Origin of the sequence: Bacillus sp. B1(2022) (genome assembly GCF_040259625.1) — a bacterium.
Classification (GTDB): Bacteria; Bacillota; Bacilli; order Bacillales; family Bacillaceae; genus Bacillus; species Bacillus velezensis.
The window spans coordinates 1-23321 of sequence record NZ_JANIFO010000017.1 but is presented as its reverse complement, the minus strand read 5'-3'; the positions used below and the strand labels follow the sequence as shown (position 1 = coordinate 23321).

At 44.5% G+C, this 23321-nt stretch carries 28 protein-coding genes; 1 reads left to right on the top strand and 27 read right to left on the bottom strand.

Annotation, left to right across the window (positions count from 1 at the left end; translation table 11 throughout):
- Positions 1–57 precede the first annotated feature (57 nt).
- The 14 genes from NQS30_RS20615 to metG form a co-directional block, all read right to left on the bottom strand.
- Positions 58–1011: a ribose-phosphate diphosphokinase gene (locus NQS30_RS20615; RefSeq protein ID WP_007409928.1), complete on the bottom strand. Its 954-nt coding sequence runs from the start codon at positions 1009–1011 to the stop codon at positions 58–60.
- A gap of 21 nt (positions 1012–1032) precedes the next feature.
- Positions 1033–2403, bottom strand: coding sequence for a bifunctional UDP-N-acetylglucosamine diphosphorylase/glucosamine-1-phosphate N-acetyltransferase GlmU (gene glmU, locus NQS30_RS20610; protein ID WP_004264658.1), 1371 nt, complete (start codon positions 2401–2403; stop codon positions 1033–1035).
- 191 nt (positions 2404–2594) lie between these two features.
- On the bottom strand, positions 2595–2888 hold the full coding sequence (gene spoVG, locus NQS30_RS20605; RefSeq protein WP_004264660.1) for a septation regulator SpoVG: 294 nt from the start codon (positions 2886–2888) through the stop codon (positions 2595–2597).
- Positions 2889–3083: 195 nt separating this feature from the next.
- Positions 3084–3464, bottom strand: coding sequence for a 2-iminobutanoate/2-iminopropanoate deaminase (gene ridA, locus NQS30_RS20600; protein WP_004264663.1), 381 nt, complete (start codon positions 3462–3464; stop codon positions 3084–3086).
- Positions 3461–4318: a pur operon repressor gene (purR, locus tag NQS30_RS20595; protein WP_004264666.1), complete on the bottom strand. Its 858-nt coding sequence runs from the start codon at positions 4316–4318 to the stop codon at positions 3461–3463. The genes ridA and purR overlap by 4 nt, the downstream gene beginning before the upstream one ends.
- A gap of 55 nt (positions 4319–4373) precedes the next feature.
- On the bottom strand, positions 4374–5243 hold the full coding sequence (gene ispE / locus NQS30_RS20590) for a 4-(cytidine 5'-diphospho)-2-C-methyl-D-erythritol kinase (protein ID WP_015239024.1): 870 nt from the start codon (positions 5241–5243) through the stop codon (positions 4374–4376).
- A gap of 143 nt (positions 5244–5386) precedes the next feature.
- Complete coding sequence (locus NQS30_RS20585) at positions 5387–5575, bottom strand: small, acid-soluble spore protein, alpha/beta type (RefSeq protein ID WP_011996172.1); 189 nt, start codon at positions 5573–5575, stop codon at positions 5387–5389.
- A 162-nt stretch (positions 5576–5737) separates the two neighbouring features.
- The gene (gene veg / locus NQS30_RS20580; protein ID WP_003218330.1) at positions 5738–5998 is read right to left on the bottom strand and encodes a biofilm formation stimulator Veg; all 261 of its coding nucleotides are present in this window, start codon (positions 5996–5998) and stop codon (positions 5738–5740) included.
- A 211-nt stretch (positions 5999–6209) separates the two neighbouring features.
- Positions 6210–7085: a sporulation peptidase YabG gene (yabG, locus tag NQS30_RS20575; protein WP_025284083.1), complete on the bottom strand. Its 876-nt coding sequence runs from the start codon at positions 7083–7085 to the stop codon at positions 6210–6212.
- 172 nt (positions 7086–7257) lie between these two features.
- Entirely contained in the window at positions 7258–8139 is an 882-nt protein-coding gene (gene rsmA / locus NQS30_RS20570) for a 16S rRNA (adenine(1518)-N(6)/adenine(1519)-N(6))-dimethyltransferase RsmA (RefSeq protein ID WP_004264694.1), read from the bottom strand.
- The gene (gene rnmV / locus NQS30_RS20565) at positions 8129–8692 is read right to left on the bottom strand and encodes a ribonuclease M5 (RefSeq protein ID WP_004264696.1); all 564 of its coding nucleotides are present in this window, start codon (positions 8690–8692) and stop codon (positions 8129–8131) included. The genes rsmA and rnmV overlap by 11 nt, the downstream gene beginning before the upstream one ends.
- Before the next feature lie 134 nt (positions 8693–8826).
- Positions 8827–10152, bottom strand: a complete 1326-nt coding sequence (locus NQS30_RS20560; protein WP_023356663.1) for a resuscitation-promoting factor — start codon at positions 10150–10152, stop codon at positions 8827–8829.
- Between the two features lie 134 nt (positions 10153–10286).
- Positions 10287–11054: a TatD family hydrolase gene (locus NQS30_RS20555; RefSeq protein WP_015239022.1), complete on the bottom strand. Its 768-nt coding sequence runs from the start codon at positions 11052–11054 to the stop codon at positions 10287–10289.
- 75 nt (positions 11055–11129) lie between these two features.
- Complete coding sequence (gene metG / locus NQS30_RS20550; RefSeq protein ID WP_218791441.1) at positions 11130–13121, bottom strand: methionine--tRNA ligase; 1992 nt, start codon at positions 13119–13121, stop codon at positions 11130–11132.
- Positions 13122–13604: 483 nt separating this feature from the next.
- On the opposite strand from metG, the gene abrB reads away from it, so the two are divergent.
- Positions 13605–13895: a transition state genes transcriptional regulator AbrB gene (abrB, locus tag NQS30_RS20545; RefSeq protein ID WP_169510469.1), complete on the top strand. Its 291-nt coding sequence runs from the start codon at positions 13605–13607 to the stop codon at positions 13893–13895.
- A 49-nt stretch (positions 13896–13944) separates the two neighbouring features.
- Here the strand turns inward: abrB and rsmI are convergent, their stop codons facing one another.
- From rsmI to NQS30_RS20480, 13 genes are all read right to left on the bottom strand, one after another.
- Positions 13945–14826 (bottom strand): 16S rRNA (cytidine(1402)-2'-O)-methyltransferase, encoded by an 882-nt coding sequence (gene rsmI, locus NQS30_RS20540; protein WP_122503654.1) that lies wholly within the window; start codon positions 14824–14826, stop codon positions 13945–13947.
- A complete protein-coding gene (locus NQS30_RS20535) occupies positions 14801–15100 on the bottom strand; it encodes a GIY-YIG nuclease family protein (protein WP_007409921.1) in 300 nt (99 codons plus the stop codon). Before NQS30_RS20535 ends, rsmI begins: the two co-directional genes overlap by 26 nt.
- Complete coding sequence (locus NQS30_RS20530) at positions 15087–15830, bottom strand: tRNA1(Val) (adenine(37)-N6)-methyltransferase (RefSeq protein ID WP_004264717.1); 744 nt, start codon at positions 15828–15830, stop codon at positions 15087–15089. Before NQS30_RS20530 ends, NQS30_RS20535 begins: the two co-directional genes overlap by 14 nt.
- Positions 15831–15890: 60 nt before the next feature.
- Positions 15891–16250 (bottom strand): replication initiation-control protein YabA, encoded by a 360-nt coding sequence (gene yabA / locus NQS30_RS20525; protein ID WP_004264720.1) that lies wholly within the window; start codon positions 16248–16250, stop codon positions 15891–15893.
- A 14-nt stretch (positions 16251–16264) separates the two neighbouring features.
- Positions 16265–17092 (bottom strand): competence/sporulation regulator complex protein RicT, encoded by an 828-nt coding sequence (gene ricT, locus NQS30_RS20520; RefSeq protein ID WP_004264723.1) that lies wholly within the window; start codon positions 17090–17092, stop codon positions 16265–16267.
- Positions 17093–17094: 2 nt separating this feature from the next.
- The gene (gene holB / locus NQS30_RS20515) at positions 17095–18084 is read right to left on the bottom strand and encodes a DNA polymerase III subunit delta' (protein WP_007409919.1); all 990 of its coding nucleotides are present in this window, start codon (positions 18082–18084) and stop codon (positions 17095–17097) included.
- 11 nt (positions 18085–18095) lie between these two features.
- Complete coding sequence (locus NQS30_RS20510; protein WP_004264730.1) at positions 18096–18536, bottom strand: YaaR family protein; 441 nt, start codon at positions 18534–18536, stop codon at positions 18096–18098.
- Positions 18537–18548: 12 nt separating this feature from the next.
- Positions 18549–18878 (bottom strand): cyclic di-AMP receptor DarA, encoded by a 330-nt coding sequence (gene darA / locus NQS30_RS20505; protein ID WP_004264734.1) that lies wholly within the window; start codon positions 18876–18878, stop codon positions 18549–18551.
- Positions 18879–18948: 70 nt separating this feature from the next.
- Positions 18949–19587: a dTMP kinase gene (gene tmk / locus NQS30_RS20500; RefSeq protein ID WP_007409918.1), complete on the bottom strand. Its 639-nt coding sequence runs from the start codon at positions 19585–19587 to the stop codon at positions 18949–18951.
- Positions 19584–21017, bottom strand: coding sequence for an aminotransferase class I/II-fold pyridoxal phosphate-dependent enzyme (locus tag NQS30_RS20495; protein ID WP_099566352.1), 1434 nt, complete (start codon positions 21015–21017; stop codon positions 19584–19586). The genes tmk and NQS30_RS20495 overlap by 4 nt, the downstream gene beginning before the upstream one ends.
- Before the next feature lie 77 nt (positions 21018–21094).
- Positions 21095–22186: a toxic anion resistance protein gene (locus NQS30_RS20490; protein ID WP_371136940.1), complete on the bottom strand. Its 1092-nt coding sequence runs from the start codon at positions 22184–22186 to the stop codon at positions 21095–21097.
- A 42-nt stretch (positions 22187–22228) separates the two neighbouring features.
- Positions 22229–22843, bottom strand: coding sequence for a 5-bromo-4-chloroindolyl phosphate hydrolysis family protein (locus NQS30_RS20485; RefSeq protein ID WP_043020650.1), 615 nt, complete (start codon positions 22841–22843; stop codon positions 22229–22231).
- Between the two features lie 110 nt (positions 22844–22953).
- Positions 22954–23148, bottom strand: coding sequence for a sigma factor G inhibitor Gin (locus tag NQS30_RS20480; RefSeq protein WP_007409914.1), 195 nt, complete (start codon positions 23146–23148; stop codon positions 22954–22956).
- Positions 23149–23321 lie beyond the last annotated feature (173 nt).

Here is a 23321-nt window from a genome sequence, read left to right as displayed (position 1 = left end):
ATCGTCCTATTAGAACAATACCCACAATAACTGGGATTTAAACCTTAAAATTTCGGTTTAGCTGAATAAATAGCTGACAGATTGTTTCTCGTGAACGCGGATAATCGCTTCAGCCAGAAGCGGTCCGACAGAAAGCTGCTTAAAGCGTTCGATTTTTTTCTCATCAGGAAGCTTAATGCTGTTCGTTACGACAAGCTCCTTGATTTTAGAGTTATTGATCCGCTCAACGGCAGGACCTGACAGTACAGGGTGCGTACAGCATGCATACACTTCTGCAGCTCCGTTTTCAACCAGCGCGTTAGCGGCAAGTGTGATTGTGCCTGCCGTATCAATAATATCATCGATCAGAATCGCTGTTTTACCTTCCACGTTACCGACGATGTTCATCACTTCTACCTCATTCGGTCTAGGACGGCGTTTGTCGATAATCGCGATCGGCGCTTTCAGACGGTCCGCAAGTTTGCGGGCGCGCGTCACACCGCCGTGGTCAGGAGAAACAATAACGATATCTTTCAAGTCTTTACCTTCAAAGTAATGGCCTAAAATCGGAACACCCATTAAGTGGTCAATCGGAATATCAAAGAAACCTTGAATTTGCGGCGCGTGTAAATCAAGCGCGATCACGCGTGTCGCACCCGCTGTTTCAAGCAGGTTTGCAAAAAGTTTTGCCGTAATCGGTTCACGTGATCTTGCTTTTCTGTCCTGGCGCGCATAACCGTAGTACGGAATGACAATGTTGATTGTTTTCGCGGAAGCGCGCTTTAAAGCGTCAACCATAATCAGCAATTCCATGATGTGCTCGTTGACCGGCGCACTTGTAGACTGAATGATATAGCAATCACAGCCGCGAATACTTTCTTCTATGTTGATCTGGACCTCTCCGTCACTGAATCTTGTAACAGAGCACTTTCCTAATTGAACCCCTACATTATCCGCGATTTCTTTTGCAAGTTCTGGATTTGAATTCAAAGAAAAAATCTTTAAATTCTTATCTCCGTATTCGTTAGACATGGTAAACCTCCGATTTTAGGATTATTTTTTATGAATGTTTTTCACATAATCTTCTTTATTTACTTGTCTTGCTCTGGCAATGGCAAGCGCTTCGCCCGGCACATCTTCAGTTACGGTTGAACCCGCAGCGACGTACGCGCCTTCTCCCACTGTAACAGGAGCGACCAGATTGGAGTTGCAGCCAATAAAGGCGCCGTCTTCAATTTTGGTTAAATACTTTTTCTTCCCATCATAATTGACCGTGATGGAGCCGCAGCCCAGATTCACATCCGTGCCCACTTCGGCATCACCGATATAGCTTAAATGAGATGCTTTGCTCCGGTCGCCGAATTGTGTTTTCTTGATTTCAACAAAGTTTCCGATCTTCACTTCATTGCCGATTGCGGAATCGGGTCTGATGTGAGCAAAAGGACCGATATTTACATCATTCCCAACTTTGCTGCGATTGACAACGGATTGTTTAATCACAGTGCGGCTGCCGATTGAGCTGTCCTCTATCTCAGTGTGAGGGCCGATGACACATTCATCGCCGATTTCAGCTTGTCCCTTTAACACAGTTCCGGGATAAATAACTGTATCTTGTCCGATACGTGCGTCAGGTGAGATGTACGTATTCATCGGATCGATTAAAGTGACTCCGTTCTGCATATGCCGTTTGTTAATACGCTCTTTCATATACATTTCAGCCTGAGAAAGAGCGACTCTATCATTCACTCCGAGCGTCTCTTGGAAGTTACCAGTCTGGTAAGCGGCAACAGTTTCGCCTTCGTCTTTGAGGATTTCGATCACATCCGGCAGATAATACTCGCCTTGGGCATTTTCATTCGAAACCTGTTCGATGACACGAAAAAGAGCCTCGTTATCAAAACAGTACGTTCCCGTGTTGATTTCTTTCACAAGACGTTCTTGCTCCGAAGCATCCTTGTGCTCCACGATTTTTTGAACGGCGCCGTCTTCACTGCGGATGATTCTTCCGTATCCGGCGGGATCGTCGGCAACGGCCGTTAACACCGTGGCTTTTGCACCTTTGTCTGTATGTTCATTCAGCATGGCTTCCATCGTCTCCGCCGTCAGAAGCGGTGTATCGCCGCAAATAACGATCGTGACACCCTTTTCTCCGTGAAGAAATGGTTTTGCCTGTTTGACCGCATGAGCCGTACCGAGCTGTTCTGCTTGGAGAGCGTAATCGCTTTTCTGTCCGAGCTGCTTCTTCACATCTTCGGCGCCGTGTCCTACGATGGTGACAAGCTTCGCTAAAGATAATTTCAGAGCTTCGTCTGCGACGTGCTCTACCATAGGCTTTCCGCATACCGGATGAAGGACCTTGTAAAGCTTCGATTTCATTCTCGTTCCTTTTCCGGCAGCTAAAATCACTGCAAACCGCTTATCCATTTAATGGCCTCCAATATCCCTTTTATCCATAGAAAAATATATCCTAAATAGCTGTTGATTTCAAGAAGACATCAAAAAGTGCAAGAATTTTCTATGTAATCGCTTTATTACTGAAAAATCAGATTTAAAAAAGGACTGCCGGAAAAGGCCTTGTGTCAGCCTTTATCAGCAGTCCTTACATTTTGTTATGTTTAAGAAGCCCCGGCTTCTTCATATTCTAATGCTTCAGAATCACCCAAACGATGATACTCATTTAAAACAGCATCCTGGATCTTGCCCCGCGTGCTGGAATTAATAGGATGAGCAATATCGCGGAATTCTCCATCAGGGGTGCGTTTACTCGGCATCGCAACGAAAAGACCATTGTTTCCATCAATCACACGAATATCATGTACGACAAATTCGTGATCCAGCGTGATGGATGCAATCGCTCTCATGCGACCATCGGTATTCACGCGGCGTAATCTTACGTCAGTAACTTCCACAGTAGTTCACCACCTTTTCCCTATATAAAAGCATTAGTCTAACAATTCCACGATTCTTTTTAAATTCCTGCACGTTTCAAAAAGTTTTTTTGAAAATATAGGATATACATACACAATTAGGTGATAAACCATATTTGGGGATCATATACTGCATAAAAAAAGTGATCCCGAATACCGGAACCACTTTCCTGAGATTTAAGATTTCACCAGCGCAATGACTTCAATTTCCACGAGAGCGTCTTTCGGCAGTCTCGCCACTTCCACACAAGACCTTGCCGGCTTATGTACATCAAAGTATTGTCCGTACACTTCATTCACTTCCGCAAACTGCTCCATATCAGCAATAAACACCGTTGCTTTGACAACCGTCTCGAGAGAAGCGCCCGCTTCTTTCAGCACAGCTTTTAAATTGCTGAACACCTGATGCGTTTGTTCAGTGATATCACCGTTTACCATTTCTCCTTCAGCAGTAAGAGGAATCTGGCCTGAGCTGTAAAACATGTTGTTTACGATGATTCCCTGTGAATATGGCCCGATCGCTGCCGGCGCGTGTTTTGTATGGATTGCTTTTGTCATTTTTCTGTCTCCCCATTCTTTAAATGCTGTTCTTTAAAAAATCGCAGAAAATTGCCGTTTTGAATCTCAATCGTTTTGTCTTTCATATTGATGGTTGAAAGCGTGAGCAGTGACATGTATTCATCGACAAGCCGTTCATTCACTCCCTCGGCTTCAACCAAGACGCCTATTCCCGCAACGTTTGCGTTAAACTCATCAAGCAGGCTGATCATGCCGTTAATGGTGCCGCCGGCTTTCATAAAATCGTCAATAATCAAAACGTTCGAACCCGTAGCCAAACTTCTTTTCGCAAGCGACATCGTTTGAATGCGGTTAGACGACCCTGATACATAATTGATGCTCACCGTGGAGCCTTCCGTCACCTTATTGTCTTTTCGCACGATGACAACCGGAACGTTCAGATAACTGGCCGCTGCGTAAGCAAGAGGGATTCCTTTTGTCGCAACGGTCATCACCACATCAATCTCCCGCTCCGCAAAAACGGAAGCAAAAAGCCTGCCTACATGAGAGAGGACAGATGGTTTTCCTAAGATATCCGTTAAATATACATAACCGCCCGGAAGGATACGCTCAGGATTTACTAAAGACTGTCCCAGCTCCTGTATAAACGCTTCTGCTTCAGCCTGTTTCACTTTCGGAATGTATTTGACGCCTCCGGCAGCTCCCGGCACTGTAAGCAGCGTCCCAATGCCTTGCTGTTCAAAGGTCTGTTTAATAATCGTTAAATCTTCACTGATTGATGACTTTGCTGATTGATACCGTTCTGAGAAAAACGTTAACGGTATTAATTCATGCGGATGGGTTAACAAATAATTTGTTAAGTCCACCAATCTGCCGCTGCGACGAAACTTCATGAACTTACCCCCAAAATCCGAATAATTTAAAAATAATATAACTTAACATACGGATTTAATCAAGAGCATTCTGTTCGCCGATCATCCGCACCGCGTACACTTGATCACAGAAACCTCTTAACCCGTTATAAATCCGCTGCACCTTCGATTCGTATTGAACCAAACCGAATACAGTCGGTCCGCTTCCGCTCATTAACACCGCATCAGCGCCGAAGCGTTTCATTTGATTTTTAATCATCGCCACCTCAGGATGGAGGCTGAGCGTAACCGACTCCAATACGTTTCCTAATTGTCCGCATACCTTTTGGAAGCTTTTTTCTTCAATCGCGTCAATCATCGCCTGCACATCAGGATGCCGAACCTGCTGTAAGTTCAGCCGGCGGTACACTTCGGCAGTCGATACCCCGATCGTCGGTTTGGCAAGCACGACCCAGCAATGAGGCGGAGCACTGATGTGCCTGATCTTCTCACCGCGTCCGGTTGCCAGGGCAGTGCCCCCGTATACACAGAAGGACACGTCTGAACCGATTTCAGCTCCAAGCTCCGCGAGCTCTTCGGCAGAAAGCTTTAAATCCCAAAGCCTGTTCAGCCCTCTGAGCGTGGCTGCCGCATCGCTGCTTCCGCCGGCAAGCCCTGCCGCTACAGGGATCACTTTTGTAATCATAATGGAAACGCCTTTTTTGACTTGAAATCGTTCTTTAAGCAGTTTGGCTGCCTGATAAGCCAGATTCCTTTGATCATCCGGAACAAAGCGATTATGCGACGCCACTCTGATAACGTTTTCGGGCAGTTCTGTCAGTTCAATCCGATCTGCCAAATCAATTGTCGTCATGATCATCTCCACTTCGTGATAACCATCCGGGCGTTTACTCGTCACATCGAGGGACAGATTGATTTTGGCCGGCGCTTTTTCTAAAATACGCATAGCTTTCACCTACTTCTCCATCTAAACATAAGTATGAACATTGTATCACATTTGGAGACCCGGAGGTACTTATCCGAAATTGACGCCGGTTTTGACAGCCGATAGAAAAAACCGGGGAACGGATTGTCCCCCGGGCCACTGCATTATCGGTTATTTTGGTTCTGAGCCGCCATCTGCTGTTCGGCAATCTCAATCGCGCGCTTTACCATATTCCCGGCGTCACGCGCCCGAATGCCTCCCCAGCCCTCGTTTTTCACCGTATCGTAAAAACCAAGGTCCTTCGCCAACTCATATTTGAACTCATCTGACATAACTCCACGACGTCTGCCCAAACGAAACAACCCCTTTTATAGAATTGATCACCATTCGTGCACGCCACGATAAAACATGTGACACTTATAGCTTCCGTTTAATCGGCTGAAACTTTCGAGGGAATAATTAGAAGAGCTTTAGAAGGCAAAACAAAAAGCAGTAAACAAAAGGTTCACTGCCCATTAAAATGCTACTGAGCTTGCCGCATCGTCATTGAATGTCAATTCAACAGTCTCAGTCAGAATATCAGCATAACTGTATGAAACTCTTTCAAACGAATTCTCGTCTTGATCTAGTTGTATCACAAAAACAGAAGGGTACGTCTCAGCTAAAATGCCCGAACGCTCAATCGTTTTTCGGCGGCCGCCGTTTGCTTTTAACGTAAGCCGTTTACCTAAATTCCCATCAAGCGATCTTTTTATATCGGACAACGTCTTCGCCATTGCATCCACCTCACTACATTTATTGTACAACAAGAGCCCAATTTTGTCAAATAAAATTTAAATTATATCAACGTTAATAAGTCATTGTCAACAAAATTATTTTGACAAAATTCTATTGATTTCTGCGTTATTTTTCACAAGTTCCGGAAATTTATGTATCAATATGTAAAATAATTAACCCGCATAGCGAAATATATGCGGGTTTGATCACTCATCCATTTGATTTATACGGCATACCGACACGCAGCACACCCTTCGTTTCAATTCCTCCCAGCCCTTTCTCTCTCGTCAGCGTATTTCTCAGGACATCCCATACATTGATCCGCTCCATAAACGGGGTGAAGCTGATTTTCGCGACAATATATACCGGGTCAAGCGCGTGGATATTGACGCGTGACGGAGAACTTGCGAAATTCGCGCCTGCTCTGATTAAAGACTCGAAATGAGATTGGCAGGCCCCCGCGAATATAACCAGCTGATCCAAATGAGGGACTTTACGCCTCGCTTTTTGAACGGTTTCGACAAAGTGCTTGGAATGCCTGTAGGCGCTTAAATCGTTCACGCCTCCCTTATGCTTGGAATATGCATCATGGCCGGTGATGACTAAAATATCCGGCCTGTATTTATCAAGCAGCTCGTCAATTGATGCCGGCATTTTTTTCTCATGGCAATGAATTCCGTATACCGGCACACCGATTTTTTCATAAAAGTTCAGGCACTTTTTCAAATAGGCCTCATCGCCGTCCAGATGCAATACCTTTCCGGGCATATGAAAGTAGTGCTCCTGATGCTGATATTGATTTGTCGCATAATATTCCTGTTTTTCCCGAAGCAGCTTATAATCCTGGCGGAGCAGCTCGAGAGATTCATTCATCCTGCTTTCATCTCTTTTCTTTCTCATGGCCTGTTCGTCTTTTCTGACAGGCTCCAAATCAGAAAAATCAGCATCCGCAATCAATCTGACTTCGTCACCATGCAGGATGGCAATTGAATTTCCGTTGCTTGTTTGCTCTATACCGATAATGCGAAATAAAACATCCATTTGATAGGATTTCCTGGCTACCATATCTCCTATTTGAAATTGCACGTTACCCACTCCACAAATAGACTAAGCCTCATCATGAAAGAAGTCTTGGCAAATACACCTCTTTCCGCTGCGGCGCTTGATGTTTCAAGCTTTTCTTGCAGTTGAATGAATAAGGTTCTCCTCTAGCCTATGTAGCGGCAGTCCAAGTGGTGACGCAAAACAAAAAGCCCTCTTAGAAAAGGGCTTTATGCAATCCGTTGGACAGGAGCGCGAATTCTTCTATGGACAGGGATTCACCGCGCCGCTTTCCGTCAATATTCGTTTCTTGAAGAACTTCTTCAATTTGAGCTTTTTTCTCTTTTCCGCCCGGAAGATTGTTCACAAGGTTGTTCAGCAAGGTTTTCCGGCGCTGTGCGAAGCTTGCTTTAATCAGCTGGAAGAAAAACGGTTCATTATCGACGTCAACCGCCGGGCCGTCACGCAGTAAAAGCCGGATAACCGCGGAATCGACATTAGGCTGAGGCACAAACACCGTTTTCGGGACTGTCATGACGGTTTTGGCCTCCGTATAGAACTGAACCGCAATGGAAAGCGATCCGTACTCCTTAGAGGAAGGATCAGCGGCCATCCGCTCAGCGACCTCTTTTTGCAGCATCACGACAATCCCTTTTAACGGAAGATGTTCTTCCAAGAGCTTCATGATGATCGGCGTCGTCACATAATATGGGAGATTCGCCGTCACCATAATTTCATCACAATCCTGAAACTGCTCTTCAATGACAGATTTGACGTCTGCTTTCAGCACATCTTGATGAATGATCGTTACATTGTCATATGGAGACAGCGTATCATTGAGAATGGGCAGCAGGCGCTGATCAATTTCAAACGCGACGACCTTTTTCGCCCGTTTGGCAAGCTGCTCTGTCAGCGCGCCGATTCCGGGCCCGATTTCAATGACTCCGGTCCGATCCGTAATTTCCGCATGGTCCACAATTCTGTCCAATATATTTGTATCAATTAAGAAATTCTGTCCCAGACTCTTTTTAAAAGAGAAACCGTACTTTTTCAGAATTTCCTTCGTTCTGATAGGTGTCGCGATATCTTTATTGTTCATCCTGTTCCTCCTGCCTCATAGCATCGAGCGCATCAATAAAATCACTTCTTTTGATTTGAAACATTTGCAGCCGTTTTTGAAGCTGCTTGCCGTTTGTATAGCCGATCTTCAGCAGGTCGCCCAATCGTTCGCGGCGTCTTTTGGCAGCCGGTCCGCCGATCAGACCGGCCTGTATGACATCTTCAGCTGAAATCTCACTCGGCTTTGCCTCCATCTCTTCATGCACATTTTCCAGACATGCTCTGATGCTTTCAATGGATGCGTGCTCAACGCCAATGCCGCGCTTGTTTTTCGGTTTGGCAAGGTGTTTGGGCAGAAATGCGTGTTTACAGCCGGGTACTGCTTCAGAAATGGTTTTCCGGATCTTTTCCCCCGGAAAATCCGGGTCCGTCAGCACGATGACCCCTCTCGTTTCCTGCGCCAGCCGAATCTGTCTGATGACTTCGTCTCCGATTGCGGAACCGTTTGTCTCGATCGTATCCGCATCAACGGCAAGTTTTATGCGCGCAGTGTCATCGCGTCCCTCGACTACAATAATTTCTTTAATTTTCATTACTTCCTCCAAAAAAACTTTTTATATCCAAAACGAAACCTTTGCTTACATGTCACGTCTAATATACTGAAAATACACTTTACCTATTATAACGAAAAAAACAGAGGGCGCAAAACCCTCTGAGTGAATCGGAATTAATTTAAGATTTTTATTTTGACCTGTTTCTTTCCCCAGCGGTAAGCTGAAGATTTTTCAGGGAAAAAGACATCAATCCGTCTTCCTTTAATGGCTGAGCCTGTATCAGCGGCCACGGCATCCCCGTATCCGTCTACGTGGACTCTTGTGCCGAGCGGAATGACGCTTGGGTCTACCGCAATGACTTTGGCATTCGGATTGCTTGTCAGGTTAACGCCTGTAGCCGTATGGCCGGAACAGCCGCTGCAGCTTGCGGTATAAGCCGTGGAAGACACGGTAATCACTTTACCGGAAGATCCGGTTTCGCCAGAAGATGCCTTCACAGGTGCACTGAGCTGCTCAATCTTGGGACTGTGCCGCTTTGTGCCGACCGCAATGATTTGATCTTTGCTTTTTTCAGATGTTTCTTCTTTAACAAGCTTTCTTGAAACTTCTTTTCCATTTTCTTTGACAACATGAAAATGCTTTTTAAGTTTGCCTTCTTTTCCTTTTTGAACGATCTTTTCTTTCCCGCTGTCGAGAGACGCATCTTCTTTTTCTTTCACTTGATACGCTATTTTTTCCTCAACTACATCGGTGACTTTTTCGATACGAGTGATTTGTATGCCGGCCTGATTTTTTGTGAGCTTTTCGTGTAATGCCGGTTTTACTTTATCTTCGTCTTTCATGTCCATCTTATGCTGCGTTAAAAAGTCAGCGACCGTAGTCGAAGTCGTCCATATTTTCTTTTTCTTTCCCGCATCATTTACAGTGACCTGAAAAGCCGGGTCGACCGTGACTTTCATGCCGTTTGTCACTTTCGTATCTGCTGCTGGATCTATTTTATCGTGCTGATTCACAGGTGTATGCTGTTCATTCAGAAATGCGCCGACTGTTTTTGCCGTTGACCATAAAGTCTTTTCTTCTCCGCCTCTTGTCACACGGATCTGCTTTGCAGCTTCATACACGACATTCATGTTGTCTGCCAATGCTGTCTGCTTAGACGGGGTAATCCGGTCTTCATTTCTCGTCTCTATATGTAAATCTTCCAGAAGTTCCCCAACCGTTTTTGCATGAGTGCGTATTTGCTTTTTCTTGCCGTTGATAGAAACAGAAACTGATTGTTTTGAGAGCTCATGTGCCCCGTATGCAGTCCCGGTTCCGCCCAGCAGAATAATAGCTGCAATAAGAATAACCTTGCTTTTACCAAGCTTTACGGAAAACAGTTTTTTCATTTTTTGTGTGATGAAAAACGCCTCCTTCTCCTCGGAGAGATTATATAGAGTATCTAAAATGCTGTCAACCCTCCCATCTCGAAGATGAAAAACCTTCAGCGTATCCCTCATTATGCAAAAACAAAGCAAAAAAAGGAAGAGAGACATATCGACAACCTATCTTATGAAGAGAAGGAAGCTTGTAGAACCGTTTTACATATCCACTGAATCGGACAAGCCTTTACACGTTACGACAGCGCATTCTGTCAGTTTATGCGGAAAAGTCTTTTTGCGTTTTCGGTTGTAATTGAGGCAATTTCTTCATATGTCAGCCCTTTTAATTCAGCGAGCTGTTCAGCAACATATTTTACGTAGCTTGGCTCATTTCGTTTACCGCGGAAAGGATGCGGTGTCAGGAAAGGACAGTCAGTTTCAATCAGCAAACGGTCATTCGGAATTTCCTTTGCTACTTCTTTTGGTTTCTTCGCATTTTTGAAGGTAACCGGTCCGCCGAATGAAATATAAAAATTCATATCCATACACTGCCGCGCAACCTCCGCGCTCCCCGTAAAGCAGTGCATAATACCGCCGACTTCTTCCGCCCCCTCTTCTTTCAAAATCGTGACAACATCTTCCGTTGCATCACGATTATGAATGATAATTGGAAGGTTCACTTCTTTGGCGAGAGCGATTTGTTTCCGGAATACTTCTTTCTGAACGTCTTTTGGTGATTTATCCCAATGATAATCAAGGCCCATCTCTCCGATTGCCACGACTTTTTCGTGAGAGGACAGTCCCTTAATCCATGATAAATCTTCCTCTGTCATGTCAATTGCGTCTACCGGATGCCAGCCGATCGCAGCGTATATAAAGTCATATTCCTCAATCAGCTCCATCGCACGCGTGATAGTGGGTTTGTCGAATCCGACAACGACGATCCGTTCAACTTTTTCAGCCTTTGCACGCGCAATGACTTCCTCTAAGTCTGTGTCAAATTGCTCGGCATTTAAGTGCGCATGTGTATCAAAAAGCATCATAAAAACTCCTTTCTTGTTGAAAAACAAAAGGTGTTCGACGGAATGTTACACGTGAAACACCTTTTGCATCTATTATTTAATTCGAGTGCCTTTCGGTAATGACTGGTCGACAGCTACAACTTTAAGTACGCCGTCCGATTCTCCTGCCAGTATCATTCCTTGAGAAAGCTCGCCTCTCAGTTTTACCGGTTTTAGATTCGTTACACAAATGATCTTCATTCCCACAAGCTGATCCGGTGTGTAATGCTTCGCGATACCTGATACAACTTGGCGCTGTTCAAAGCCCAGATCAATTTGCAATTTCAGCAGCCGATCTGCTTTTTTCACCGGCTCTGCGGACAAGACTTCTGCGACGCGAAGTTCTGTATCCATAAATTGATCAAACGTAATTTCAGGAAGACGCTCTGCTTCTTGCGGCTCTTCCGCCTTTTCTTCTTTAGCAGGAGCAGTTCCTTGCATTTTTTGCTTGATGTAAGCTACTTCCTCTTCAGCTTCAAGACGAGGGAAAAGCGGTTCCCCTTTTTTCACTTTCGCGTTCTTCAATTGGCCGAATGTCTGAATGCTGTCCCATGCTTTAAGAGACTGATCCTCAACTCCGAGCTGGGCAAACATTTTTTCAGGCGTTTGTGTCAAGAAAGGCTGGAGCAATACGGCTGAGATACGTAAAGATTCAGCTAAATGATACATGACAGAACGTAATTCTTTTTCTTTTTCCTGATCTTTAGCAAGCACCCACGGAGCAGTTTCATCAATATACTTGTTCGTACGGCTGATTAATTGCCATAGCGTTGATAAAGCGACTGAAAACTCCATGTTTTCCATTGCCTTTTCATAAGCTTTAACCGTTTCACCGGCTACAGAAGAAAGCTCTGAATCAAAATCGGTCACATTTCCTTCATATGAACCAATCTCGCCGTCAAAATATTTTTGGATCATCGCGACTGTACGATTCAGAAGGTTTCCTAAGTCGTTCGCCAAGTCATAATTAATCCGTTCTACGAAACCTTCCGGCGTAAAGACACCGTCTGAACCGAACGGTACTTCGCGAAGCAGGTAATAGCGAAGTTCATCCAAGCCGTAGCGTTCAATTAACGTTACCGGATCAACGACATTTCCTTTTGATTTCGACATTTTTCCGTTTTTCATCAATAACCAGCCATGCGCGAAGACTTGCTTAGGCAGCGGGAGATCAAGCGCCATCAGCATAATCGGCCAGTAAATGGTATGAAAACGGACAATTTCTTTACCGACAAGGTGGACGTCAGCCGGCCAGTACTTTTTGTAAAGCTCATCATTTTCCGTATCGTAACCGAGCGCTGTAATATAGTTGAACAGTGCGTCAATCCATACATACACGACATGCTTCGGATTTCCCGGCACTTTTACGCCCCAGTCGAACGTCGTTCTGGAAACGGCCAAATCTTCAAGCCCCGGTTTAATGAAGTTGTTAATCATTTCATTTTTGCGTGATTCAGGCTGGATGAAAGAAGGATTTTCCTCATAAAACTTCAGCAGGCGGTCTGCGTATTTGCTCATGCGGAAGAAGTATGACTCCTCTTTGATTAATTCGACCGGATGGCCGCTGTCCGGGCTTTTTCCGCCGACAACCTCACCCTTCTCATTTCTTTCCACATCCACCAGCTGTGTTTCCGTATAGAATGTTTCATCAGGGATGCTGTACCAGCCCTCATACTCATCCAGGTAAATGTCATCATTATCAAGAAGTTTTTGAAACACTTTCTCGATAATTTCTTTGTGCCGGCTTTCCGTCGTCCGGATGAAATCATCGTGAGAAATGTCGAGCTGCTTCCATAGTTTTTGGATTTCAGCAACTGCACGATCCACATAAGCTTGAGGCGTGATATTCTCTTCCTCCGCTTTCTGCTGGATTTTCTGTCCGTGCTCATCCGTTCCGGTTAAGTAGCGTACGTCAAATCCTTTTAATCTTTTGTAACGCGCCATCGCATCGCCGGCCACGGTAGTATAAGCATGGCCGATATGTAATTTTCCGCTCGGATAATATATCGGGGTTGTAATATAAAAAGTATTATTGTCTTGCGGCATGTTGCAACCTCCCATTCAGAATGTCGAAAAGCTCACGCCCAAAGGACGAGAGCGGTTTTATTTGATATACAATATTGATATTTGTCCTCTATCTATGATACCATCTTAGCCTTTAAGATCAAGGATATATACGTACTGCGCGTAAAAGAGTAAATAAAATTAAAAATTTTTATTGAAATTAAAAAAAGTCTTAACATGTCGAAATTTGTCGTATATAATCTACTAATATAAAACATCTTGGTTCGAAAGTCTTGATTTAAAAGGATTTTCAGTAGGATAATAGGTTCGAAAAAGCAGTCAAAAAGCCTGTTATTTCAGGATTTCCAAGGCTTTACTTACTATAAGAACTAATTCTTACAATCAATAGTAAACAAAAAGATTGACGATTATTGGAAACCTTGTTATGCTAGGAATGTAAGGAATTTTGTCGAATAATGACGAAGAAAAATATAAACTACAAAATAATTATCTCTCGGGAGGAGACTGTTAATGAAATCTACTGGTATCGTACGTAAAGTTGATGAACTTGGACGCGTCGTTATCCCTATCGAACTTCGCCGTACACTGGGCATCGCAGAAAAAGACGCTCTTGAAATTTATGTTGATGATGAAAAAATCATCCTTAAAAAATATAAACCAAACATGACTTGCCAAGTAACTGGTGAAGTTTCTGATGATAACCTTAAACTTGCCGGCGGCAAATTGGTACTCAGCAAAGAAGGCGCTGAGCAAATCATCTCTGAAATTCAAAACCAGCTTCAAAACCAAAAATAAGCTATTTCATACAAAAACCGTTCTTGTTACGATACAAGAACGGTTTTTTTTATGATTGAATGTGATAAGCGTCATAAACCGCGCGTTTCGGAACGCCCCGATCTACCGCTGTTTGTTTTATGGCCTGTTTGGAAGATGCTCCTTCGTTTATGTAATACTCCACATGCTCTTTCTCAGAAAGCTCCGTCCACCAAGGCTTTTCGTCTTCATCCGGTTCAGCGCCTTGATTGCCTTCGACAACGAGACAGAACTCACCGCGGATTTGATCTTCATTTGCCCATTCCATCACCTCGGCGATGGTTCCTCTGATGAATTCCTCGTACTTTTTCGTTAATTCTCTCGTGACGGCGATGGTTCGATTACCCAAAACGTCATGCATTGCTGTTAATGTTTCTTTTAATCTGTGCGGCGCTTCGTAAAATATCATCGTTTCCCGCCGTTTTTTCAGGAGTTCGAGTTCTTTCTTCTTTTCTTTTTTCTGTCTGTTTAAAAATCCGTAGAAGAAAAACGGCTGCGGGGTGATGCCTGATGCGGTCAGCGCGGTTAATGCCGCATTAGCACCCGGGAGCGGAACGACATATCCGCCGATTTGGGTGAAATCTCTCACAATCTCAGCCCCCGGGTCGGAAATTGTCGGCATGCCGGCATCACTGACCAATGCCACATTCTTTCCGCTTTTCAGCCATTCAATGATTTTATGGCCGCTGCTTTCTTTATTATGTTCATGATAGCTGATGAGAGATGTTTCTATATCATAAACATGGCACAGCTTTTTCGTCTGTCTCGTATCTTCGGCAGCTATGACATCGGCCGATTTCAGCGTCTCTACTGCACGAAAGGTCATGTCCTCCAAATTGCCGATCGGTGTAGGAACAAGGTACAGAGTTCCCATTTCAGATTTTCCGTTAAAACTCATCTGGCGTCTTAACATATACAGCCTCCTTGCTGCGTCGTTTTTCTTCTATATATTGCTCTTTTTTCTTTCGGGTCAGCTGTTTAAAACGGTATTCCGCCTGCATCGCTTCCCGTTTTGTTTCAAATGATTCCGCATGGCATAACGAAACCGGCCTTCTCGCCCTTGTATATTTCGCGCCCTTTCCCTCATTGTGGGTTTTCAGCCGTTTTTGCAGATCATTTGTATAACCGGCATACAGACTGTTGTCATTGCACAGCAGCACATAAAAGAAATGACTATTTGTCTCCATATAAAATCGTGCGGATCTCTTTCGTATATTCATTTTGTTCATTGTATACGAACAGCGGGGGAAGAATTTTGAGATCAGGGCGGCCGCCTTTAATTCCTTCAACCAAAATGGTATTCGCTTCTTTACCTTGTTTCGGATAAATAAACTGAACCCGTTTCGGTTCTATTCGGTACGCTTTCATTAATTCAAAGATTTCCAAAAGCCTCCCCGGCCGATGAACGAGAGCCGCTTTTCCGCCTTGCTTCAGCAGTTTGCTGCTGACGGAAATCACATCTTCAAGCGTGCAAAGGATTTCGTGCCTTGCGATTCTGAGATGCTCGTTCAGGTTCTGCTCCGCCTCTTTCGGTGTTTTAAAATAAGGCGGATTGCAGGTGACAACATCATATTTATTATGTCCGAGTCTTTCCGGCATATTTTTCAGATCATCATGAATGAGACTGATCTGACCGCCCAGCCCGTTGTATTCCACGCTTCGGAGCGCCATATCATACAAGCGTTCCTGAATTTCAACCCCGGTGATATCGGCTTTTGACCTTGTGCTGAGCAAAAGCGGCACAATGCCGTTCCCCGTGCATAAATCAACGATGTTCCCCTTTTGAATCGGAACGTATGCAAACTTAGACAGCAGCACGGCATCTAATGAAAAAGCGAAAACCGTCGGACTCTGTACTATTTTCATATCCTCTGCTAATAAGTAATCCAATCTTTCATCATCACGTAATGAAACCATAATCTTATTCCTTTCGGCACTCTTTGAAAAAGGCTTCCGACATCAGCGGAAGCCTTTTCCTTATTTTTTATTTAAGAAGGACAGACAAAAAAGGCAATCTCCCTTGCGGACGCTCCCATAATGGACGTTGCAAATATGAAAGCCTTCTTGATACAGCCGGGCCAGATTGTCGTACCCTTCTCCTATATCACTCTGCTCTGCCTTCTGTGTTTTTGTTTCTTTCTGATCGGCTTTGAATTTTTCAATTTGCTCTGTCGTGTCATCAAGCCGCTTACGCAAATGCTTATTTTCAAGCTGAAGATGGTGATTCTCTTCAATCATTTCGCCGATATGCTGCTTTAAGTCACCCAGCTGACGGTACAGCGAACCGATTTGTTCCTCCAGGTTTATGACAGTATCAAATAACTCTTTTTTATCCAAGGTTCCACACCTCGTTAATCTGTGGTTTGTGCGGATACGACGCCCTCTTCCAAGAGCTCTTCCCAAGTATATTCTATCACTTTTTCACGATTCTTCAGTTCCACCTGAAGCACCCGTTCCAGAATATTAAGACCGACAACCTTTGCGGGGCCGTTTGCCGTCGTAATCATTTCGCCTAAATCCGGCAGCTGTTCTTTTGCCGTCTCATACTCATCATTTTCGTACTTCAAACAGCACATCAAACGGCCGCACAGACCGGAAATCTTCGTTGGGTTCAACGATAAATTTTGATCCTTCGCCATTTTGATGGACACCGGTTCAAAATCACCGAGGAACGTGGAGCAGCAAAGCATTCTCCCGCATGGTCCGATACCGCCGAGCATTTTCGCCTCGTCCCTCACCCCGATTTGGCGCAATTCGATTCTCGTTTTAAAGATAGAAGCCAAGTCTTTGACCAATTCCCTGAAATCAACCCGTCCGTCTGCTGTAAAGTAAAAAATGACTTTATTGCGGTCAAATGTAAACTCAACATCAACCAGCTTCATATCTAAGCCGTGGTCAGCCACTTTTTTCTGACAGACTTCAAAAGCGGACAGGGCCTCCTGTTTGTTTTCTTCTACAATGAGAAGATCGCGTTCATCAGCAACGCGTATGACCTTTCGAAGCGGAAGCACAACATCATGCTCGTCCACTTGTTTATTTGCGATGACAACCTGCCCGTATTCGACACCTCTTACGGTTTCAACAATGACGCAGCTGTCTTGTTCTATATCAAATCCGTTCGGATCAAAATAATAAATTTTCCCCGCTTTTTTAAAGCGGACGCCTATTACGTTGTACAAGCTTATCCCTCCTGCAACGTTAACACCAAGTGCTCCATTAATCCCTGCACATTCACATTGGAATGAAGCCGTTTTTTTGCTTCTAAAACAGCGAGAATTTGGTTCGTAACGCTTTGTTGTGTAAATTGCAGCGCATGCTGTTTTATTGATTGGAATAAGTCTTGATAAATCAGTTTATCTTCATTTCCAATTTGGATGGATAATACATCACGGTATATCAATAAGAGCATATCAAGACCCATTTCTTGATGGGTTTTTTCTTTGAAAAAGGGCACCCACTGATCCTGAATGAAGAAAAAGGCATGTCCTTTCCGCTGATGTAAGACTTCATACAATTTTATCACTTTCGCTCTGGACTCTGCAAACTCATCATTTCGACTTAATTCGACTGCTTCCGCAATATTATTTGTCATATTTGCTAAGAGCCGGGCCATGTGAGGGCTCACTTCCTGTTCAATCAGTCTTTCTTCTATGGCTTTCGGCTGAAGCGGCTGGAACGGAAGAACCTGACATCTCGAAACGATGGTATCCAGTATTCGGTGGAGCTGCTCAGTAATAAGAATTGCGATGGTATCTTGACTCGGCTCCTCTAAAAATTTCAGCAGACTGTTTGCTGCATTTGTCGTCATTTGATCCGCATGGGATATAATGTACAGCTTTTTATGCGATTCCAGTCCTGTTTTGGAAAACTCTTCCTGAAGCGATTGGATCTGAGCCTTTTTAATGGATAATCCGTCGGGCTGAACCACATGCAGGTCGGGATGGTTTCCGGATTCAATACGCTTACAGTTCCGGCACTCCCCGCAAGGCTCAGTCCCGTCTTCAAGGCAAAAAAAGCTTTTTGCGAGAAGCAGTGCGGCATCCAATTTGCCCGTTCCTTTTTTGCCTTCAAACAGATATGCGTGAGAAAGCCTTTTCTTTTCAATGCTGTTATGCAAAAGCCGCATCACTCTGGGCTGCTGCCCGGTCATTTCCTTCCATGATATTGCCATTGTATCACTCTCTATGTGTAAAGGTTAATCAATAAACCTTTTATTTCTCCGATTCGATCCAGCAAATCAATTGCCGGTTTTTCCTGATCTAACATTTCTTCCGTCAGCTGAAGCAGTTTTTCATCTATTTCTTTCACAAGCCCCAGAGTCCGGCTGCTGCCGTACAGGTCAAAGCTTTTCTCCGTCTCATGCGATAATCCGCTGTCTACGGCCTCTTTTACAAAACGTTTTACCAATCCTTTGAATTTCGCTAAGTCTTTGAAGTTTCTCGACTTCGTCAGCCTTTTCCCGAACGTTTCTATATCCGTTAAGAACCTGCTCAGCTGATCAAATTTCAGCTTGCTGCTTTGGCTGTCCATTGAACTTTTAAATGTTCCGGAAAGCTCTGCCGCTTTATAAGCAGGCTGCTGCTTTTTCTCAATAAATGTACGTAAGTCAGAATTTATTTTCACGTCGTCAAATCCTTAAAATTGATGAAATTCATCGACCGGGAGGACAAAGACCGTCGCTCCGCCGACTTCCACTTCGACGGGATATGGAACGTAGGAATCCGCATTCCCGCCCATCGGGGATACCGGGGCAATCATCTGATCACGTTTACAGCCATTCTCTTTAATGAGGCTGAGCGCTTTATCGACACGGATATCTTCCACCCCGATCATAAACGTCGTATTGCCTGATTTAAGGAATCCGCCTGTTGTCGCAAGCTTCGTCACCCTGAAGTTGTGGTCGGTTAATACTTTCAAAAGCCTGTTGCTGTCCTGATCCTGCACCACTGCCACTATTAGTTTCATTCTCTAGGCCCCCTTTAGGTTGGAAAGAACATTATCGTTACATTCATTATAGCAACTTATGAGAAACAGGTCACAACTGAATTTTTTTCAATGCTTCATTTATCACTTGAAGTGCGTCCTGAATGACGAGTTCCTTCTTTTTCGATGCGTCGATTGTATGGAATCTTTCCGGAAAACGCTGCATTACCTTTTGGTATCCTTCCCGTACTTTCGTGTGAAAGTGCAGGGCCTCAAGATCGAGACGATTCTTCTCTCTTGAATCATTCGACGTAATCCGTTTCAACCCTTCTTCCGGCTCAATAGAAAAATAGATGGTGACATCAGGCATCGTATCGCCGATTGCAAACTGGTTAATAGAAAGGACTTCATCAATGCCGAGCCCTCTCGCATAGCCTTGGTAAGCCAGCGAACTGTCGATGAAACGATCGCACAGCACAATGCGGCCTTCTTTCAATGCAGGCTGCACCTTTTCGACTAAATGCTGTCTTCTCGCCGCAGCGTAAAGCAGCGCCTCCGTTTTTGCATCCATCAGTGTATTGTTTTTATTTAAGATCACTTCTCTGATCTGTTCCGCAATGTCGATGCCGCCCGGTTCTCTTGTCGCTGTCACCGGGAGCCCCTCTGCCGACAGAATCTCTTTCATTTCCTGAAGCACAGTCGTTTTCCCTGCACCTTCAGGACCTTCAAATGTTATAAATAAACCGCTCATGATTTCTCCTCTTCTATATAGACAAGTAATTGTTCCCCGTTTAACAAGCCTTGAATATGCGCGTCCATGCCGATTAAACGGGAAAGCTTTTGTACGATCTCTTCTGTTATCCGTTCTCCGTCCATGATCAGCGGAATTCCCGGCGGATAAGGAATAATGTTGCCCGCATGCAAGCGCCCGGCCGCCTTATTTATATCTGCAGGCTCTTTTGTAAACTTCCGCATCTCATTTTGCGGATATTCAAGTGTCGAAATGGACGGAAATGTCCAATTCACGGCATCCGGCAATTTATCGGGCGGTGTATCCTCCAGTTTCTGCTGTATGTTTCTTACGGTTGCCTGTTCTATCATCCGCCGGCCGCCTATCGGCAGTACGAGCAATACTTGGTACTCGTCAGCCAGCTCGGCAACAATGCCTTCACTCTCCAAAATCCGTTGTAATGAATAGCCGGAATGTCCGAGCTTTGACCGAAGAATTAATTTTAACGGGTCCGCCCGCAGCCCATATCCGGAAGGCTCGATTATTTCAATAGAAGAAATTGATGCGAACTTTCGTTTGATTTTCTCAATGCGCTCCATATGAACGGGAAGTGTCCCTTTTTCAGCAATATCCTGCACATAAGCGCGCGCCGTATCTAAAGATGCCATAATCGGGTATGACGGGCTGCTGCTTTGCAAACTGCTTACATAATAAGTTAATCGATCTCTGTCAATTCTGGTGCTGTTCAAATGAAAGTAAGACCCCATCGTCATAGCTGGAAGTGTTTTGTGAGCCGATTGAACAACGGCGTCTGCCCCCATAGCCAATGATGAAGGCGGGAAAGGCTGGCCTAACACAAAGTGAGCCCCATGAGCCTCATCCACCAGTACAGGAACGCCGTATGAATGGGCTTTGTTAACTGCCGCGGTCAAATCGGCGGCGTGTCCGTAGTAAGTCGGATTGGTCAGAACAAGTCCTTTCGCCTTCGGATATGACGCCAGCGCTTTTTCGATGACTGAAAGGGATACATGTGCCGGCACATGCATGTTTTCATCGATTTCCGGCGCCAAATAAACCGGCTTGGCTCCGGCCAATGCCGCCGCATGGAAAACAGACTTGTGACAATTACGCTGGATCAGAATGGGTTCACCCGGTTCACAAACAGCTAAAATCATCGCCAGATTGCCGGCGGTCGTTCCATTGACGAGAAAGAAACTTTCCTGAGAGCCGTAAAATCTGCTCACCAAATCCTGCGCTTCCTTAATGACCCCCGTCGGGTGATGCAAGTCATCAAGACCCGTGATCTCAGTCATATCAATAGATAAAAGAGATTGATATACAGATTTGGCTTCATCAAAAAAGACATCTCCATTGTGATGTCCCGGAACATGAAAAGAATACGTATTTCGGTGCGCATGCTTCATCAGCGCTGTATATAAAGGTGTGTCCATTTTTAAACAAATCCTTTGCCTGTCTTTCTTATTATATCGTGCCTGCGAGCCAACTTAAAGCTAAGACTTTTTGCCATCTAGCCGTTATCCCGGCCGGACCTCATATCAAGCAGCTTCTTTTTTAAATCGCCTTCCATGATAACAAGCTCCTTCTCGGCAAGCCTGCGTTTCATCCTGCCTTCTTCTTGAATAGACATGATTTCTTCAAGTGTGCTGACTAAGCTTTCCTGCACTTTTTTGAGGGTTTCTGCCTCAACAAGTCCGCGCTCATTGGCTTTCGCGGTCTCGACTGTACTTGTTTTCAGAAGTTCAGCGTTTTTCAGCAGCAATTGATTTGTCGTATCCGCCGCCTTCTGCTGCACATCTGCCGCACTCCGCTGCCTCATAAGCGTCAGCGCGATGGCGACTTGATTCTTCCATAAAGGAATAGCCGTAACAATGGAGGACTGAATTTTCTCTGCCAGTGCCTGATTCGTGTTTTGAATCAGGCGGATTTGCGGCGCACTCTGAAGCGTAATCTGCCTGCTCAGCAGCAGATCATGCACCCTCTTATCCAGACGGTTGGCAAACTGGCGAAGATCATTCACTTCCTGCGCGGCCATTTGATTGTGTTCTTGTAATTCGGCTTTTCTTGCCGCTTCGGGTATCATCTTTGTTTTCAGCTCATCTAATTTTAATTCCCCCGCTGCTATATACATAGTTAAATCAGAAAAGTATTGTTTATTTTGGGCGTACAGCTGATCTAACAATTTATTGTCACTCAACAGCACATTTTTAGAATGTTCCAGCCTTCTGCTGATACGGTCAATCTGCACACTTGTCTTTTGATATTTCGAAAGCACTTCCTGCACAGAACCGGATACCCTTTTAAACAGCCGGGCGAAAAACCCTTTGTTCTTCATCTGCAGATCATCAGGGTTTACCTGGTCAAGCTTCATCATCAGATCAGCCAATATTTGTCCCATCTCTCCTGCATCTTTTCTTTGCACGTGCTCTATCATCGTATGGGAAAATTCCAGAAGATTCGCCTGCGCCTGTGAACCAAACAGAACAATGCTTTGCATGTTCTCAGGGTCCAGTTTTTCAGCGAGCTGAAGTGCCGCCTCTCTTTTTTCTTCCGGCAGCGTATCTGCATGCTTTAGAGGGGTCTGGTCATTTTGGGCGCCCATGCTGTCGTCGGAACGGTCTTTGGCCATTTCCTTCTTCCTTTCTTATTTTCTCAGTGAATGCTTTGCCATATCTAATTCAAAGTGCAGGTCGTCGATGTCCTCCTTCATCAGTTCATGAAGATCCTCTTCCAGCCTTCTGGAGAGCTCTGCCAGAGTCATCCTCGTCTCACTCAAGGACATTGATAAATCTTTATTTTTTCGCGGCTGTGAGGAGAGCAGAGCATACTTTTCCGTCAGTTCCGCAACAGAATCAAGCGTTTGATAATAGAAACGCTCTGCCTGATAAAAACGCTTCGGCTCCTGCTTTGTGAGCAGATATATTCGTCGGGTTATCCGCAGTATCTCTGCATTCTGCTTCAGCATTTGTATACTTTTAGAGCGAAAAAGCGCCCTGCGTAATCGGATGATTTTACCCTTTGCTTCCTCAAGATTTTCCTTGATATAAGCATATTCTTTTCTTGTCAGCCGGTGTTTTTTTAAAAAGAGACGCTTCGCATTCCATAGTCCGGCCGCACTGGCTGCGGCTCCGCTGGCTGCCCCGTATAAAAACGAATACAAAAAAGGCTGATGCCCTATCGTAAAGAAGGTTATCCCCGCTAATACAAAAACTGTGCTGCCGCAAAGCGTCCATTTCATATATTGAATAAACGGTTTCATACTTGATCGACTCCTAGTCTAAACAAGTTCCTCTTCTTATCGTATCAGTTCTTTTATAAAAAGTGTAAAAACTCCTCTGATTTCAGGCAAAAAAAAGACCCTTTTCAGGGTTAAGAATATAACGTCGGTGTATGAAGGCTTTTCAGTTTACGAACGAAAAATTCATAATTTGGATCAGAGGTCGGAGTGGAAACTACTTTCTTCTCACACTCTAAACATATAAATTTCGTATAAATATGGATTCCCCTGCTTTTTTTGGTTTCACACACAATACATGTTTCTTCATGGCTGGACGTTTCATTCATTTTGCCCACCTCCGTATGAATAGCCTTCCCTTAAGTTGTTGATTGTATACACAATTTGGACCTTTTTGAAGTTTGCAATTAGTATATGGGCGTTTCCGTATTTCGGTGTTTGTTTTGTTTTTATTCAAAAACAAAAAAGGCAACTCATGATGAGCTGCCTTTACCATAATATA

What these genes read in the sequence shown, in the direction of transcription:
- NQS30_RS20615 (WP_007409928.1), bottom strand. Translation starts at nt 1,011, where the DNA reads ATGTCTAACGAATACGGAGATAAGAATTTAAAGATTTTTTCTTTGAAT.
- glmU (WP_004264658.1), bottom strand. Translation starts at nt 2,403, where the DNA reads ATGGATAAGCGGTTTGCAGTGATTTTAGCTGCCGGAAAAGGAACGAGA.
- ridA (WP_004264663.1), bottom strand. Translation starts at nt 3,464, where the DNA reads ATGACAAAAGCAATCCATACAAAACACGCGCCGGCAGCGATCGGGCCA.
- purR (WP_004264666.1), bottom strand. Translation starts at nt 4,318, where the DNA reads ATGAAGTTTCGTCGCAGCGGCAGATTGGTGGACTTAACAAATTATTTG.
- ispE (WP_015239024.1), bottom strand. Translation starts at nt 5,243, where the DNA reads ATGCGTATTTTAGAAAAAGCGCCGGCCAAAATCAATCTGTCCCTCGAT.
- veg (WP_003218330.1), bottom strand. Translation starts at nt 5,998, where the DNA reads ATGGCGAAGACGTTGTCCGATATAAAAAGATCGCTTGATGGGAATTTA.
- rsmA (WP_004264694.1), bottom strand. Translation starts at nt 8,139, where the DNA reads ATGAACAATAAAGATATCGCGACACCTATCAGAACGAAGGAAATTCTG.
- rnmV (WP_004264696.1), bottom strand. Translation starts at nt 8,692, where the DNA reads ATGAAAATTAAAGAAATTATTGTAGTCGAGGGACGCGATGACACTGCG.
- NQS30_RS20560 (WP_023356663.1), bottom strand. Translation starts at nt 10,152, where the DNA reads ATGAGGGATACGCTGAAGGTTTTTCATCTTCGAGATGGGAGGGTTGAC.
- NQS30_RS20555 (WP_015239022.1), bottom strand. Translation starts at nt 11,054, where the DNA reads ATGCTTTTTGATACACATGCGCACTTAAATGCCGAGCAATTTGACACA.
- metG (WP_218791441.1), bottom strand. Translation starts at nt 13,121, where the DNA reads ATGCCGCAAGACAATAATACTTTTTATATTACAACCCCGATATATTAT.
- rsmI (WP_122503654.1), bottom strand. Translation starts at nt 14,826, where the DNA reads ATGTTAAGACGCCAGATGAGTTTTAACGGAAAATCTGAAATGGGAACT.
- NQS30_RS20535 (WP_007409921.1), bottom strand. Translation starts at nt 15,100, where the DNA reads ATGGAGACAAATAGTCATTTCTTTTATGTGCTGCTGTGCAATGACAAC.
- NQS30_RS20530 (WP_004264717.1), bottom strand. Translation starts at nt 15,830, where the DNA reads ATGGTTTCATTACGTGATGATGAAAGATTGGATTACTTATTAGCAGAG.
- holB (WP_007409919.1), bottom strand. Translation starts at nt 18,084, where the DNA reads ATGGCAATATCATGGAAGGAAATGACCGGGCAGCAGCCCAGAGTGATG.
- darA (WP_004264734.1), bottom strand. Translation starts at nt 18,878, where the DNA reads ATGAAACTAATAGTGGCAGTGGTGCAGGATCAGGACAGCAACAGGCTT.
- tmk (WP_007409918.1), bottom strand. Translation starts at nt 19,587, where the DNA reads ATGAGCGGTTTATTTATAACATTTGAAGGTCCTGAAGGTGCAGGGAAA.
- NQS30_RS20495 (WP_099566352.1), bottom strand. Translation starts at nt 21,017, where the DNA reads ATGGACACACCTTTATATACAGCGCTGATGAAGCATGCGCACCGAAAT.
- NQS30_RS20490 (WP_371136940.1), bottom strand. Translation starts at nt 22,186, where the DNA reads ATGGGCGCCCAAAATGACCAGACCCCTCTAAAGCATGCAGATACGCTG.
- NQS30_RS20485 (WP_043020650.1), bottom strand. Translation starts at nt 22,843, where the DNA reads ATGAAACCGTTTATTCAATATATGAAATGGACGCTTTGCGGCAGCACA.
- NQS30_RS20480 (WP_007409914.1), bottom strand. Translation starts at nt 23,148, where the DNA reads ATGAATGAAACGTCCAGCCATGAAGAAACATGTATTGTGTGTGAAACC.